A 15,251-nucleotide genomic window follows, 5' to 3' on the forward strand; every position below is an offset into this window, starting at 1 on the left:
GATGGCCGAGGCCCTGTCTTTCTCGCTCGTCGCAGGCGAGGCCTCGGGCGATTTGCTCGCTGGCCTGTTGCTAGGTGGAATGCGCGAGAAATGGCCCACCATGCACAGCGCCGGCATTGGTGGCCCACGGATGGCAGCTCAAGGTTTTGAGCCTTGGTGGCCTTACGAAAAACTCGCCGTGCGTGGCTATGTTGAAGTGCTGCGCCATTACCGAGAAATTGTGGGCATTCGCAATCAACTGCGTGAACGATTGCTGGCCAATTCACCCAGCGCTTTCATTGGTGTGGATGCACCAGACTTCAACCTCGATTTAGAACGTGACCTCAAAGCCCAAGACATTCCCACAATTCACTTTGTGTGTCCGTCCATCTGGGCTTGGCGTGCAGACCGTGTCGAGAAGATCCGCCAAAGCGTAGACCACGTGCTATGCATTTTCCCGTTCGAAACCGACTTGCTCGCGCAGCACGGCATTGATGCCACCTATGTGGGGCATCCTTTAGCCAAAAACATTCCCGATGTGCCTGACCGTGCTGCTGCTCGGACTGCATTAGGCTTGCCGCAAGACGCCACGGTAGTGGCTTTGCTGCCAGGCAGCCGCAGCTCTGAAATTGAGTACTTGGCGCATCGCTTTTTACAAGCTGCACAACGCATGGCCAAGCAGCAGCCTGGCATTCACTTCGTGTTGCCAGCCATGCCTGCTTTGCGCGCGCGCATCGATGCAATTGTCAGAGATGTGGGCGAGGTGTCTAACCTCTTGGTGCTCAACGGCCAATCGCATGCGGCATTGGCTGCTTGTGATGTGACACTCATTGCCAGCGGCACGGCTACCTTAGAAGCCGCATTGTTCAAGCGCCCGATGGTGATTGCCTACAACATGAACTGGCTCAGCTGGCAAATCATGCGCCGCAAAAAGTTGCAGCCTTGGGTGGGTTTGCCCAACATCTTGTGTCAAGACTTTGTCGTGCCCGAATTGCTGCAAGATGCTGCTACGCCCGATGCGTTGGCGCATGAAGTATTGCAATGGTTGGCCAACCCTGCGGCAGCTGCCGCGGTTCAACAACGCTTTGCGACGCTGCACGACAAGCTGCGCCGTGACACACCCGCATTGGCGGCTCATGCGATCGAAAAAGTTCTTGCGCGCTGAACAAGCCGCGCTCATTTGGGACGCTCCAGGCTTAATCGCTGGGGTGGATGAAGCTGGACGCGGCCCGCTGGCTGGACCCGTGGTGGCCGCTGCCGTGATCTTGGATGACTTGAATCCTATTGCGGGCTTGGCGGACTCCAAAAAACTCACCGCCTTGAAGCGCGAGCGTTTGTACGACGAGATTCGCGCCAAGGCTTTGTGCTGTTCCATTGCCGAAGCGACGGTGGAAGAAATTGACGAGCTCAATATTTTGCAAGCCACCATGCTCGCCATGCGTCGCGCCGTAGAAGGCTTGCGCCTGAAGCCCACCAAGGTGTTAATCGATGGCAACCGCTTGCCCGTACTCGATGTGTTGGCTGAAGCCATTGTCAAAGGCGACAGCAAGGTGCAAGCCATTTCTGCGGCGTCTATCTTGGCCAAGGTGCATCGTGACCGTTGGTGTCAAGAGTTGCACGCGCAGTATCCTCAGTACGGCTTTGATGGCCATAAAGGCTATGGCACAGCGGCGCACTTGCAAGCCCTCAAGGAACACGGTGCTACGCCTTGGCACCGCAAATCGTTTTCTCCTGTGGCCGAGGTGTTGAAATGAATTTGATCACCTCGCGTGACAACCCCTTGGTCAAAGACCTGCGCCGTTTGTCGCAAGACAGCACGGCCTACCGCAAACTGGGACGCGTTTGGTTAGAGGGTGATCATCTGTGTCGTGCCGCACTTACACGTGGCGTGAAGCCTGAGCATGCGGTGTTTGCCGAATCGCTTTGGGCCACGGCACCGCGTGAGTGGACGCAAGCGGCTGAGCGAAACACCGTGTTGCCCGATGCGCTGTTTGCTGAAATCAGCAGCCTAGAGTCGCCCGCCAAGATGGGTTTTATTTTGGCGGCACCCAGTGCCCAAGACCTCCAAGCCAAGACTCCCACGGTGGTGCTTGACCGCGTGCAAGATGCAGGCAACGTGGGCTCGATTTTGCGCAGTGCCTCTGCTTTTGGCTTCAAACAAGTGCTGGCCATCAAAGGTTCTGCCGCTTTATGGTCGCCCAAGGTTTTGCGGGCCGGCATGGGCGCGCATTTTGGGCTGCATTTGGTCGAAGGTCTGAGCGCCGATGACTTGAATGCGCTGGACATGCCTTGGGTAGCCACCAGTTCACACCAAGGCCCGTTTCTGCACAGCTTGCTTGCCGAGGCGAAGCTGCCCATGCCCTGCGCATGGCTCATGGGCCACGAAGGGCAGGGCGTGTCTGCCGCTTTGGCGGATCGTGCTGCCGTACATGTGCGCATCGCTCAGCCTGGCGGGGAAGAGTCACTCAATGTGGCTTCGGCTGCTGCTATTTGCTTACACGCCAGCGCCACCTGTCATTTGGCTTAATTCGCCTAATTTGATTCGGGAAAACCAGTGCCTCGGATATAATGAGAGGCTTTCCCGCATCAACCTGTACGCCCCAGCTCAAACCTAGGCAAATTCCTCGAACAAAGCAGCCAAAGAGACACGTTCTCTTGTGAGCGCTGAGGCGTACCCGAACTATTCCGGAGAACCCAGTGCTTTTGTCTCTTCAGGGAACCTTCCCGCCCGCCATCTTGGCGCTCGCAGACGGCACGGTCTTTATCGGCAACTCGATTGGAGCCACCGGCTCCACAGTCGGCGAAGTGGTGTTCAACACCTCACTCACTGGCTATCAGGAAATCCTCACTGACCCCAGCTACTGCCAGCAGATCGTCACCTTGACGTACCCGCACATCGGTAACTACGGCGTCAACGTGGAAGACATCGAAGCTGACAAAGTCCATGCTGCTGGCTTGATCATCAAAGACTTGCCTTTGGTCGCAAGCAACTTCCGCTCTAGCCAAACCTTGTCGGCCTATTTGGCTGATGCAGGTACTGTGGCCATTGCCAACATCGACACACGTCAACTCACACGCATCTTGCGCACCAAGGGCGCGCAAAACGGCGCGATCGTGGGCTTGGCCAAAGGCCAAGAAGTCACGCAAGCGGTGATCGACCAAGCGGTGGCAGCCGCCAAAGGCGCGCCCAATATGGCCGGCCTCGATTTGGCGCAAAAAGTCACCGTGTCCAAGTCGTATGAGTGGACACAAACCGAGTGGACATTGGGCGAAGGCTACGGCAACTTGACCGCACCTAAGTTCCATGTGGTCGCGTATGACTTCGGCGTGAAGAAAAACATCTTGCGCATGTTGGCTCAGCGCGGTTGCAAAGTCACCGTGGTGCCCGCGAAGACCCCAGCGGCTGAAGTTCTCAAGCACAACCCCGATGGCATCTTCTTGTCCAATGGCCCTGGCGACCCTCAGCCTTGCGACTACGCGATTGCTGCGGCTGCTGAGTTAATCGAAACCGGCATCCCTACATTTGGCATTTGCTTGGGTCACCAAATCATGGCTTTGGCCAGTGGCGCGAAAACTTTCAAGATGAAGTTTGGCCACCATGGCGCGAACCATCCTGTGAAAGACCTCGACTCAGGTCGTGTGTCTATCACTAGCCAAAACCACGGTTTTGCAGTGGACGAAAAATCATTGCCCGCCAACTTGCGTGCCACACACGTGTCTTTGTTTGACGGCACTTTGCAGGGTTTGGCCCGCACCGACAAGCCCGCGTTTTGCTTCCAAGGTCACCCCGAAGCATCGCCCGGACCGCACGACATTGCTTACCTCTTTGACCGCTTCATCAAACTGATGGAGGCGAAATAATCATGCCAAAGCGCACCGACCTAAAAAGCATTCTCATCATTGGCGCAGGCCCGATCATCATTGGTCAGGCCTGTGAGTTCGATTACTCTGGCGTGCAAGCTTGTAAAGCTTTACGTGAAGAGGGCTACAAAGTCATCTTGATCAACAGCAACCCTGCCACGATCATGACCGACCCTGCCACGGCAGACGTCACCTACATCGAACCCATCACTTGGCAAACGGTCGAGAAGATCATTGCCAAAGAGCGCCCAGACGCCATCTTGCCCACCATGGGCGGCCAAACTGCGCTCAACTGCGCGCTGGATTTGTGGCATCACGGCGTGTTGGCCAAGTACAAGGTTGAGCTGATTGGCGCGACGCCTGAGGCTATCGACAAAGCCGAAGACCGCTTGAAGTTCAAAGACGCCATGACCAAGATTGGTTTGGGCTCAGCACGTTCAGGCATTGCTCACAGCATGGAAGAAGCCTGGGATGTGCAAAAGCGCGTGGGTTTCCCCACCGTCATTCGCCCCAGCTTCACGCTCGGCGGCACAGGCGGCGGCATTGCCTACAACCCTGAAGAATTCGAGATCATCTGTAAGCGCGGCTTGGAAGCATCGCCCACCAACGAGTTGTTGATTGAAGAGTCTTTGCTCGGTTGGAAAGAGTACGAGATGGAAGTGGTGCGCGACAAGGCGGACAACTGCATCATCATTTGCTCGATTGAAAACTTGGACCCCATGGGTGTGCACACCGGTGACTCCATCACCGTGGCGCCCGCACAAACCTTGACCGACAAGGAATACCAAATTTTGCGTAACGCGTCTTTGGCCGTGTTGCGTGAAATTGGTGTGGACACGGGCGGCTCGAACGTGCAGTTCTCGATCAACCCCAAAGATGGCCGCATGGTCGTCATTGAGATGAACCCACGTGTGTCGCGTTCATCTGCGTTGGCTTCTAAAGCCACGGGTTTCCCGATTGCCAAAGTCGCAGCCAAGCTGGCTGTGGGCTACACGCTCGATGAGTTGCGCAACGAAATCACAGGTGGTGCAACGCCAGCGTCGTTCGAGCCTTCGATCGACTACGTGGTCACCAAAATTCCACGTTTTGCCTTTGAAAAATTCCCAACCGCCGACAGCCGCTTGACCACCCAAATGAAATCGGTGGGTGAGGTGATGGCCATGGGCCGTACCTTCCAAGAGTCCTTCCAAAAAGCTCTGCGTGGTTTGGAAGTGGGCGTGGATGGCATGAACGAAAAAACCCAAGACCGCGAAGTGCTTGAGAAAGAACTGGGCGAACCTGGTCCCGAGCGCATTTGGTATGTGGGCGATGCATTCGCCATGGGCTTGAGCGTGGACGAGGTGTTTGCCTTGACCAAGATCGACCCTTGGTTCTTGGTGCAAATCGAAGAGATCGTGAAGATTGAACTCGAAGTTGAAACCACGACGCTTGAGGCCATCACGGCTGATGAGTTGCGCGCCTTGAAAAAGAAGGGCTTCTCAGACCGTCGTTTGGCCAAGTTGCTCAAAACCACTGAGCATGTGGTGCGTGCACGTCGCCATGAACTCAATATTCGCCCTGTCTACAAACGCGTGGATACCTGTGCGGCTGAGTTCTCGACTGACACTGCTTACATGTACTCATGCTACGAAGGCCATGGTGATGGTGAGTGCGAAGCTGAACCCACCAACAACAAAAAAATCATGGTGCTCGGTGGCGGTCCTAACCGCATCGGCCAAGGCATTGAGTTTGACTACTGCTGCGTTCACGCTGCGCTTGCCATGCGCGAAGATGGCTACGAAACCATCATGGTCAACTGCAACCCTGAAACCGTGTCGACCGACTACGACACATCCGACCGTTTGTACTTCGAGCCATTGACGCTCGAAGACGTGCTCGAAATCGTCGACAAAGAAAAACCAACCGGCGTCATCGTGCAATACGGTGGTCAAACGCCTTTGAAGTTGGCTCTCGATTTGGAAGCTGCTGGTGTGCCCATCATTGGTACCAGCCCTGACATGATTGATGCTGCTGAAGACCGTGAGCGTTTCCAAAAGCTGTTGCACGACCTCGGTCTGCGTCAGCCGCCAAACGCCACGGCACGCACCGAACCAGAAGCTTTGGAAAAAGCCGCTGCCTTGGGTTACCCCTTGGTCGTTCGACCCAGCTATGTGTTGGGTGGCCGCGCCATGGAAATCGTGCACGAGCAACGCGACCTTGAGCGCTACATGCGTGAAGCCGTCAAGGTGTCGCATGACTCACCTGTGTTGCTGGACCGCTTCTTGAATGACGCGATCGAGTGCGATGTGGACTGCTTGCGCGACCCCGAAGGCAAGACCTTCATCGGCGGCGTGATGGAACACATCGAACAAGCAGGCGTTCACAGCGGTGACTCGGCTTGCTCCTTGCCTCCGTACTCTTTGTCAGAAGCCACAGTGACTGAACTCAAGCGCCAATCTGCCGCGATGGCGGGTGCTTTGAATGTGGTCGGCTTGATGAACGTGCAGTTTGCGATTCAACATGTCGACGGCAAAGACGTCATCTATGTGTTGGAAGTCAACCCACGTGCATCTCGCACTGTGCCTTATGTGTCTAAAGCTACGGGCATTCAGTTGGCCAAGGTGGCTGCACGTTGCATGGCGGGTCAAACACTCGCGTCGCAAGGCATTACCAAAGAAGTTACACCTCCTTACTTCAGCGTGAAAGAAGCGGTGTTCCCCTTCGTCAAGTTCCCAGGCGTCGATACGATTCTTGGTCCAGAGATGAAGTCCACGGGCGAAGTCATGGGCGTTGGCAAAACATTTGGCGAAGCCTTTGTGAAGAGCCAGTTGGGTGCAGGCACCAAACTGCCTCGTCCTCGTGATGCCGATGGCCGCTCCACCGGTAAGGTGTTCATCTCGGTGAAGAACAACGACAAGCCACGCGTCATTGAAGTGGCCCGTCAATTGGCTGCTTTGGGCTTTGAGATGATTGCCACCAAGGGCACAGCGGCATCCATTGTTGAGGCCGGCGTGCCTTGTGATGTGGTGAACAAAGTGACCGAAGGTCGTCCACACATTGTTGACAGCATCAAAAACAACGAAGTGGTGTTGGTCATCAATACCGTGGAAGAACGTCGCAATGCGATTGCTGATTCCCGTCACATTCGTACCTCGGCATTGCTCAACCGTGTGACAACCTTCACGACCATCGCAGGCGCAGAAGCGGCTGTGGAAGGCATGAAGTACATGGACAAGTTGGATGTCATTTCTGTGCAAGAGATGCACGCCCAACTGACCGCCTAAGGACACACGATGAGTACAGTTCCCATTACCAAACGTGGCGCAGAAAAGCTCAAGGACGAGTTGCACAAACTCAAAACCGTCGAGCGTCCCTCCGTGATCGCTGCGATTGCCGAAGCACGCGCACAGGGCGACTTGAGCGAGAACGCTGAATACGACGCAGCCAAAGACCGCCAAGGTTTCATCGAAGGCCGCATTCAAGAAATTGAAGGCAAGTTGTCGGTGGCGCAAATCATTGACCCAGCATCTCTCGATGCAGGTGGTCGTGTGGTGTTTGGTGCCACAGTTGCTTTGGAAGATGAAGACTCTGGCGATAAGGTGACTTACCAAATCGTTGGCGAAGACGAAGCCGATTTGAAACTTGGCCTCATCAACATCAGCAGCCCCATTGCCCGGGCCTTGATTGGCAAGGAAGAGGGCGATGTGGCTGAAGTGCAAGCGCCGGGCGGTGTGAAACACTACGAAGTGGTCAAGGTCTCTTACCTTTAAAACCCTCACATGGCGCGGCTACAAATCTTTTTGGCTGCGCTGTGGTGGGGTAGCCTGTGTGCAGTGGGCTTCATGGTGGTGCCCATGTTGTTCATCCATTTGGAAACACCGGCCATCGCAGGGCAAATGGCTGCCAAGTTATTCACTGCGCAATCTTGGCTTTCTTTTGTGTGTGGTTTACTGCTCTTGCTGGCGGCTAAGCGTTTAAATCAAGATGACTCGCATACGCCTTCACCCTGGGTGATTGGTGGCATGTTGTGCGCTTTGTTACTTGAGGTGGCTGTGAAGCCGCACATCGTGGCTCGCGATAATTTGGCTTTTTGGCACAACTTGGGCACTGCTTTGTATGTGTTGCAGTGGGTTTGCGCAGGTAAGACGCTGTGGTCTTTGTGTCCTGCTCAGAGCGAGCTTGCAGTTGAAGCAAGCTCAGCATCTGACAATTAACCCAAGCTGCGTTTTTTGACCGAAATCTTTTTCGGTTTGGCGCGTTTGACTTGACCGCCAGAGGTCAGGCGTTGGTTACCCAACACGCGCAAAGTTTTCACTTCAGGGCGTTGACCGCCACGGCTGCTGTACTTGAGCACTTTCACATCGCGTGGACCTGCCATGCGGTCTTCGTCGACGGTGCGTTCTTTTTCAGCGCGTGGACGCCACAACACAAACAGCTTGCCGATGTGTTGAATGGGGGCTGCATTGAGTTGGTCGGCCAAAGCCACAAACATGGCTTCGCGGGCTTGGCGGTCGTCGCCCAAGACGCGGATTTTGATGAGGCCGTGCGCGCTGAGCGCCATCTCGGCTTCTTTGATCACGGCAGGCGTTAAACCATCGTTGCCAATCATCACGACTGGGTCTAAATGGTGCGCTTCGGCGCGGTGAATTTTGCGTTGAGCAGGTGTGAGTTGTATTGCGGACATGCGGGTATTATCCCCGCTCGCTCAAAGGTATGAATTGAAAGCTAAAACTAAAAGCAAAAAGGTCAATAAAACATGGTTGAACGACCATGTGAACGACACCTACGTCAAACTGGCCCAAAAAGAAGGCTATCGCGCCCGTGCGGCCTACAAGCTCAAGGAAATTGACGAGCAGCTCAGCCTCGTCAAGCCTGGCAATGTGGTGGTGGACTTGGGCTGTGCGCCTGGTGCTTGGTGCCAATACCTGCGCCGACGTATGTCGCCTACAGGCGCAGCATCTGGCACTTTGAACGGAACGATCATCGGTTTGGATATCTTGCCCATGGAGCCCGTAGAAGACGTCACGTTCATTCAGGGCGACTTCCGTGAGGAAGAGGTCTTGGCGCAGCTGGAAGCCGCCTTGCAGGGGCGTATCGTGGACGTGGTGGTGTCTGACATGGCGCCTAACTTGACAGGCATTGAATCGACCGATGCCACCCGCATTGCCCATTTGATTGAGCTGGCAGTGGACTTTGCTCAAAACCACCTCAAAGATGATGGCGCTCTGGTAGTGAAGCTCTTTCATGGCAGCGGCTACAGCGACTTGGTGAATCTCTTTAAAGCCACGTTTCGTGTGGTCAAACCCATCAAACCAAAGGCCAGTCGCGACAAATCAAGTGAAACCTTTTTGGTTGGTATGGGTGTGAAAAGCCGAGTTCCTCTAATTCCTTGAGTTTTCTAAGGCTGCTTCATGTGAATAAAGCTGCCTGTAGCGCTTGAAACGCCTAAAATCAAGCCCATCTCAGTACATCTCGTACTCTTTTTATTTCGGAGCCCACATTGAATAATCAATGGTTCTCAAAAGTCGCTGTTTGGTTGGTCATCGCTTTGGTGATGTTCACCGTGTTCAAACAGTTTGAAACTCGCCCAGGCGCTGGCTCTGGTTATCTTGGCTATTCGGACTTCCTCGAAGAAGTTCGTGCCAAGCGCATCAAGACTGCCACCATCCAAGAAGGCCAAGGCGGCACAGAGATTTCTGCTGTCACCAACGACGAGCGCAAGATCCGCACAACAGCTACTTACCTCGATCGCGGTTTGGTGGGCGACCTCATTGCCAACGGCGTGAAGTTTGACGTCAAGCCCCGTGAAGAAGGTTCACTCCTGATGACGCTTCTGGTCAGCTGGGGCCCCATGCTGCTGTTGATTGGCGTGTGGGTGTACTTCATGCGTCAAATGCAAGGCGGCGGCAAAGGCGGCGCATTCAGCTTCGGCAAAAGCAAAGCCCGCATGCTGGACGAGAACAACAACCAAGTGACGTTTGCAGACGTGGCGGGCTGCGATGAAGCCAAAGAAGAAGTGAAAGAAGTGGTGGACTTTTTGAAAGATCCGCAACGCTTCCAAAAACTGGGTGGTCGTATTCCACGCGGTTTGTTGTTGGTCGGCCCTCCCGGTACAGGCAAAACTTTGCTGGCCAAAGGCATTGCTGGCGAAGCCAAAGTGCCTTTCTTCAGCATCTCTGGTTCAGACTTCGTTGAAATGTTTGTGGGTGTGGGCGCTGCTCGCGTGCGCGACATGTTCGAGAACGCCAAAAAGAACGCACCTTGCATCATCTTCATTGACGAAATTGATGCCGTGGGTCGTCAACGTGGCGCTGGTGTGGGTGGCGGTAACGACGAACGCGAACAAACCTTGAACCAAATGTTGGTTGAGATGGATGGATTCGAAACCAACCTCGGCGTGATCGTGGTGGCTGCTACTAACCGCCCTGACATTTTGGATGCCGCTTTGTTGCGCCCCGGTCGCTTTGACCGTCAGGTGTACGTGACATTGCCTGACATCCGTGGCCGTGAACAAATCTTGAATGTGCATATGCGCAAAGTGCCAATTGGCCAAGACGTGAACGCCAGCGTGATTGCACGTGGCACACCCGGCATGAGCGGTGCTGACTTGGCTAACTTGTGTAACGAAGCTGCCTTGATGGCTGCGCGCCGCAATGCGCGTGTGGTCGAGATGCAAGACTTCGAAAAAGCCAAAGACAAAATCTTGATGGGCCCCGAGCGTAAGAGCATGGTGATGCCCGAAGACGAGCGTCGCAACACTGCGTACCACGAATCAGGTCATGCCTTGATTGGCAAGTTGTTGCCCAAGTGCGACCCCGTGCACAAAGTGACCATCATTCCTCGCGGTCGTGCCTTGGGTGTGACCATGAGCCTGCCTGAAAAAGACCGCTATAGCTACGACAAAGAATACATGTTGAACCAAATCAGCATGTTGTTCGGTGGCCGTATTGCCGAAGAAGTGTTCATGAACCAAATGACCACGGGCGCGAGTAACGACTTTGAACGAGCCACTTCGATTGCACGTGACATGGTCACCCGCTACGGCATGACTGATGCTTTGGGTCCCATGGTGTATGCCGAGAATGAAGGCGAAGTGTTCTTGGGCCGCTCTGTCACTAAGACCACCAGCATGTCTGAAGCCACGATGCAAAAAGTGGATGTGGAAGTGCGTCGCATCATTGATGAGCAATACAACTTGGCACGCCGCTTGATTGAATTCAACAGCGACAAGATGCACGTCATGGCCAAGGCTTTGCTGGAGTGGGAAACCATCGACAAAGAGCAAATTGACGACATCATGGAAGGTCGTGAGCCACGTCCACCTAAAGACTGGACACCCCGCGCACCATCAGGTGGTGATGGCACAGGTGGCACTCCTGCTGTGCAAGCAGACCCATCACCCAGCGCGGCTTAAGCGATTGGGTTGAACCTAGAACGGGGCGCAAGCCCCGTTTTTCATGGAGCATTTATGTTTTGGCAAACCACACGTTTTCGCATTGATCTCAGCCAACCGCAGGTGATGGGCATTGTCAATGTGACGTCGGATTCGTTCTCGGATGGTGGCCAGCATGCCAACATGCGTGCAGCTCTCGCGCACTGCGAACAGTTGCTCAAAGAAGGCGCAAACATTTTGGACATTGGTGGCGAGTCCACCCGGCCCGGTGCGCCTGCTGTGTCACTTGAAGATGAGTTGGCGCGGGTGTTGCCTGTGGTGCGCGAAGCAGTCCGATTGAATGTGCCGGTTTCTGTGGATACCTACAAGGCGGAGGTGATGCAAGCTGTGTTGGATGTCGGCGTAGACATCATCAATGATGTGTGGGCTTTGCGTCAGACGGGTGCGCAGCAAGCGTTGGCTGCGCATGCCCAGTGTGGTGTGTGTTTGATGCACATGCATGGCGAGCCGCAAACCATGCAGACCTTGCCGATGCAAGGCTCTTGCATTCAGCCAGTTGCAGAGTTTTTGAAATACCAAGCACAAGCATTGCAGACGATGGGTGTGGCGCAAGAGCGCATCGCGCTAGATCCCGGCATAGGTTTTGGCAAAACGGTCACACAAAACTTTGAGTTGCTTTCCCATCAAGACCAGTTGCTGGCTTTGGGCTATCCGCTGCTCGTGGGGTGGTCACGCAAATCATCCCTTGGTGTGGTGACGGGTTGCGAGGTGCGAGAGCGAATGGTGCCTAGCGTAGCGGCTGCAGTCTTGGCTGTGGAGCGCGGTGCACGTTTGGTGCGTGTGCATGATGTTGCGCAAACCATGCAGGCGCTCAAAATTTGGCAGGCTGCTCAAGTTTGAGACAATCGACTCAAACCAATAACAAACAATAAAAAAATATCGAGGTACAAAAAGATGACACGCAAATATTTCGGCACAGATGGCATTCGCGGCACGGTGGGCCAAGCGCCTATCACTCCTGACTTTGTATTGCGTTTGGCCCATGCGGTGGGCCGTGTGCTCAAGCAAACCGAAGCGCACCCCACGGTGTTGATTGGCAAAGACACCCGTATCTCTGGCTACATGCTGGAGTCGGCTTTGGAGTCTGGTTTTAACTCTGCGGGCGTGAATGTGGTGCTGCTCGGGCCATTGCCCACACCTGGCGTGGCCTATCTCACACGCGCACAACGCGCGAGCCTTGGTGTGGTTATAAGTGCCAGCCACAACCCATTTGCCGACAACGGCATCAAGTTCTTCAGTGCGAACGGCAACAAGCTCAGCGATGCTTGGGAGCTGGCTGTAGAAGCTGCGTTGGATGAAGCGCCTGTGTGGGTGGATTCGGCCAACCTCGGCAAGACCAAGCGTTTGGACGATGCGGCGGGCCGTTACATTGAGTTTTGTAAGAGCACCTTTTCAAACGATCTCACGCTCAAAGGTTTGAAGGTTGTGGTGGATGCGGCGCATGGTGCGGCGTATCACATCGCCCCCAAGGTGTTCCACGAGTTGGGCGCCGATGTGATTGCGATCGGTTGCAGCCCCGATGGTTTGAACATCAATCACGAAGTAGGCGCCACGCATCCGGATGCTTTAGTGCGTGCTGTGAAAGCTAACCATGCTGACTTTGGCATTGCCTTAGATGGCGATGCGGATCGCTTGCAAATGGTGGATGCCCAAGGCCGCTTGTACAACGGCGATGAGTTGTTGTATCTGATGGCGGACGACCGATTGGCCAATGACGAAGTCGTCCCTGGTGTGGTGGGCACACTCATGACCAATATGGCGGTGGAAGTCGCCTTGAAAAAACGTGGCGTTGGTTTTGTACGCGCCAAGGTGGGTGACCGTTACGTGCTGGAAGAACTCGCCAAAAACAAATGGATTTTGGGCGGCGAAGGCTCGGGCCACTTGCTGGCTTTGGACAAGCACACCACGGGTGACGGCTTGGTGAGCGCACTGCAGATTTTGCAAACCTGCGTGCGCAGCGGCAAAGCCATGGCCGAGTTACTCAAAGACGTGACGCTGTTCCCTCAAACCCTCATCAATGTGCGTTTGCGCCCCGGCCAAGACTGGCAATCCAACACTCGCATGAAAGAAGAAGTCCAAAAGGCCGAGGCCGAGTTGGGCGACACTGGTCGTGTGCTGATTCGTGCCAGCGGTACCGAGCCTTTGGTGCGCGTGATGGTTGAGGCGCGTGATGAAGCGCAGGCTAACGCGTGCGCCAAGCGCATTGCCGATACTTTGGCGGCTTAAGTCGTCGGCAAAATCTCCCACACCAACTCAGGCGGTCGGCACAAGCGTGTGCCTTTGGGTGTGATAACGATGGGCCGGTTCATCAGCACGGGGTGGGCCAGCATCGCATCAATCAAGACGTCTTCTGTGAGGTCGGGGTTGTCTAACCTCAACTCACCATAGATGGCTTCTTTGCTGCGCATCAAGGCGCGCGCCGAAACATCCGTGGCTTGGATGATGTCTTGTAACTCTTGCCGCGTGGGTGGCGTGTCCAAATACAAAATGATTTCAGGCTCATGGCCATGCTCGCGCAGAAACGCTAAGGCATTGCGTGAGTTGCTGCATTTGGGGTTGTGATAAATCTTGATCTGACTCATTGGGCTCTCTATTCAATGATGTGCGTGTTTGTCATGTCTCTGACGATAAGCCGCTCGCCACAAAACGGGCAATAAAACAGCGGTGGTCACATACAAGGCCAAACTGCCTGTTTGCCAAAACGCAATGGGTGACTGAGCTGTGAGCCATGTCAAACTCGATACATCAAAACCTGCGCCATAAGCCACTTCATACCCGCCAGCTAAACCTAAGCCCCACAACAACACGGTGTAGGTGATGAGCGGCAATACCGTGATGCCGTAACAACGCAGTGTGAACACACAAAAAACCTGCACAGCATCCGCCACGTGATACAGCATCAACCATAACAGCAAGGTGGCAGCTAGTGAGGCGACTTCTGGCGACTGTGTATAAAACTGCGCAATCGTTTGGTGCTGCCAGCCAATCAGCGCTGCCAAAGTCACGCTCAGCAAGAGTACCAAGCTAAGACCTGTGCGCAGCGCCTTACGCGCGCGGTGAATTTGCCCTGCGCCCACCCAATAACTCACACGCGAGCTGCTCGCGATAGAGAGTGATAAAGGAATCATGTAGAGCACCGCCGTCATGTTCGACACGATTTGGTGGCTGGCTGTCGCCACCACGCCCAAGCGTGCAATGAACAAAGACATGAGGGTGAAGGAGGTCACCTCTACGCCAATGGCCAACCCGCTGGGTAAGCCCAAACGTACAAAGCGAAGCAGCGTGGCCGGGTGCGGTTTTTCCATGGGTGCCCAAATGCGATAGGGCTTGTAATAGTCTTGTGTGCGGATTAGCCAAAACGCTAACCCCAACATTAGAAGCATGACCACCAAAGTGGCCCATGCACATCCTGCTAAACCCATGGGGGATAGCACGTTTGGAATACCCAAAACCAAAATGATAGACAGTGGAATTTTGACCACCAAAGCGCCCACTTGTACCCAGGTCACCAACTTGGGTTTTCCTAAGCTTTGGTTGAGCGTGCTGTACATGCGAAACAGCAAAGAGGCGGGCAGCCCAAAGGCCACGATGTTGAGGTAGCCGCGTACATCGGCCTGCAAATCAAGCGGCACTTGTGTCCAGCTTAGTAGCAGGCCAGGGCACAGAAGGGCCCACATGCCCAGACTGGCTGTGATGGCGCACAGGTACATGGCCTGTCGCACGGAGCGACCTACTTCTGAATGCCGTTGTGCGCCATGCAATTCAGCCCAGACAGGCAGCAAGGCTTGCAGCATCCCCATGAGTGAAATATGCACGGTGACATAAGTGGCAGAGGCTACGGCCAATGCTGCGAGTGCTGTATCGGCAAAGTGACCAGCCACCAAGGTGTCGGTGATGCTGAAAGCCATCACCGCGAGTTGTCCGACCATCACCGTGCCGGCGTGCCGCATGATGGTGGCGCGTTCGCTGCTCATCGTGG

The 15,251-nt window shown here is 54.8% G+C and carries 14 protein-coding genes; 11 read left to right on the forward strand and 3 right to left on the reverse strand.

What is annotated here, in order from left to right; genetic code table 11:
* The first annotated feature begins 1 nt into the window (after window position 1).
* The 7 genes from lpxB (at window position 2) to B9Z35_RS04745 (ending at window position 8,033) form a co-directional block, all read left to right on the forward strand.
* On the forward strand, window positions 2–1,144 hold the full coding sequence (gene lpxB, locus B9Z35_RS04715; protein ID WP_108282466.1) for a lipid-A-disaccharide synthase: 1,143 nt from the start codon (window positions 2–4) through the stop codon (window positions 1,142–1,144).
* Complete coding sequence (rnhB, locus tag B9Z35_RS04720) at window positions 1,116–1,733, forward strand: ribonuclease HII (protein ID WP_108282467.1); 618 nt, start codon at window positions 1,116–1,118, stop codon at window positions 1,731–1,733. The genes lpxB and rnhB overlap by 29 nt, the downstream gene beginning before the upstream one ends.
* Entirely contained in the window at window positions 1,730–2,506 is a 777-nt protein-coding gene (locus tag B9Z35_RS04725; protein ID WP_108282468.1) for an RNA methyltransferase, read from the forward strand. Before rnhB ends, B9Z35_RS04725 begins: the two co-directional genes overlap by 4 nt.
* A gap of 170 nt (window positions 2,507–2,676) precedes the next feature.
* Window positions 2,677–3,840 carry a glutamine-hydrolyzing carbamoyl-phosphate synthase small subunit gene (gene carA, locus B9Z35_RS04730; protein ID WP_199219763.1) on the forward strand — a complete coding sequence of 388 codons (1,164 nt, stop codon included), beginning with the start codon at window positions 2,677–2,679 and terminating at the stop codon, window positions 3,838–3,840.
* Window positions 3,841–3,842: 2 nt separating this feature from the next.
* Entirely contained in the window at window positions 3,843–7,103 is a 3,261-nt protein-coding gene (gene carB, locus B9Z35_RS04735; protein ID WP_108282469.1) for a carbamoyl-phosphate synthase large subunit, read from the forward strand.
* A gap of 9 nt (window positions 7,104–7,112) precedes the next feature.
* Window positions 7,113–7,589, forward strand: a complete 477-nt coding sequence (gene greA, locus B9Z35_RS04740) for a transcription elongation factor GreA (RefSeq protein WP_108282470.1) — start codon at window positions 7,113–7,115, stop codon at window positions 7,587–7,589.
* Between the two features lie 9 nt (window positions 7,590–7,598).
* Window positions 7,599–8,033, forward strand: coding sequence for a DUF4149 domain-containing protein (locus B9Z35_RS04745; protein WP_108282471.1), 435 nt, complete (start codon window positions 7,599–7,601; stop codon window positions 8,031–8,033).
* Here B9Z35_RS04745 and B9Z35_RS04750 read toward each other — a convergent pair.
* A complete protein-coding gene (locus tag B9Z35_RS04750; RefSeq protein ID WP_108282472.1) occupies window positions 8,030–8,503 on the reverse strand; it encodes a YhbY family RNA-binding protein in 474 nt (157 codons plus the stop codon). The two genes, B9Z35_RS04745 and B9Z35_RS04750, sit on opposite strands and share 4 nt — an antisense overlap.
* Window positions 8,504–8,537: 34 nt before the next feature.
* On the opposite strand from B9Z35_RS04750, the gene B9Z35_RS04755 reads away from it, so the two are divergent.
* The 4 genes from B9Z35_RS04755 (at window position 8,538) to glmM (ending at window position 13,498) form a co-directional block, all read left to right on the forward strand.
* A complete protein-coding gene (locus B9Z35_RS04755; protein ID WP_108282473.1) occupies window positions 8,538–9,212 on the forward strand; it encodes an RlmE family RNA methyltransferase in 675 nt (224 codons plus the stop codon).
* 107 nt (window positions 9,213–9,319) lie between these two features.
* Window positions 9,320–11,233, forward strand: coding sequence for an ATP-dependent zinc metalloprotease FtsH (gene ftsH, locus B9Z35_RS04760; protein ID WP_108282474.1), 1,914 nt, complete (start codon window positions 9,320–9,322; stop codon window positions 11,231–11,233).
* Between the two features lie 54 nt (window positions 11,234–11,287).
* Complete coding sequence (gene folP / locus B9Z35_RS04765; protein ID WP_108282475.1) at window positions 11,288–12,112, forward strand: dihydropteroate synthase; 825 nt, start codon at window positions 11,288–11,290, stop codon at window positions 12,110–12,112.
* A 54-nt stretch (window positions 12,113–12,166) separates the two neighbouring features.
* Entirely contained in the window at window positions 12,167–13,498 is a 1,332-nt protein-coding gene (gene glmM / locus B9Z35_RS04770; RefSeq protein WP_108282476.1) for a phosphoglucosamine mutase, read from the forward strand.
* Here glmM and arsC read toward each other — a convergent pair.
* Together arsC and B9Z35_RS04780 are read right to left on the reverse strand one after the other, a co-directional pair.
* Complete coding sequence (gene arsC, locus B9Z35_RS04775) at window positions 13,495–13,854, reverse strand: arsenate reductase (glutaredoxin) (RefSeq protein WP_108282477.1); 360 nt, start codon at window positions 13,852–13,854, stop codon at window positions 13,495–13,497. The two genes, glmM and arsC, sit on opposite strands and share 4 nt — an antisense overlap.
* A 12-nt stretch (window positions 13,855–13,866) precedes the next feature.
* Window positions 13,867–15,246, reverse strand: coding sequence for an MATE family efflux transporter (locus B9Z35_RS04780; RefSeq protein ID WP_108282478.1), 1,380 nt, complete (start codon window positions 15,244–15,246; stop codon window positions 13,867–13,869).
* Window positions 15,247–15,251: the final 5 nt, after the last annotated feature.

Source organism: Limnohabitans sp. Jir61 (assembly GCF_003063545.1).
Classification (GTDB): Bacteria; Pseudomonadota; Gammaproteobacteria; order Burkholderiales; family Burkholderiaceae_C; genus Limnohabitans.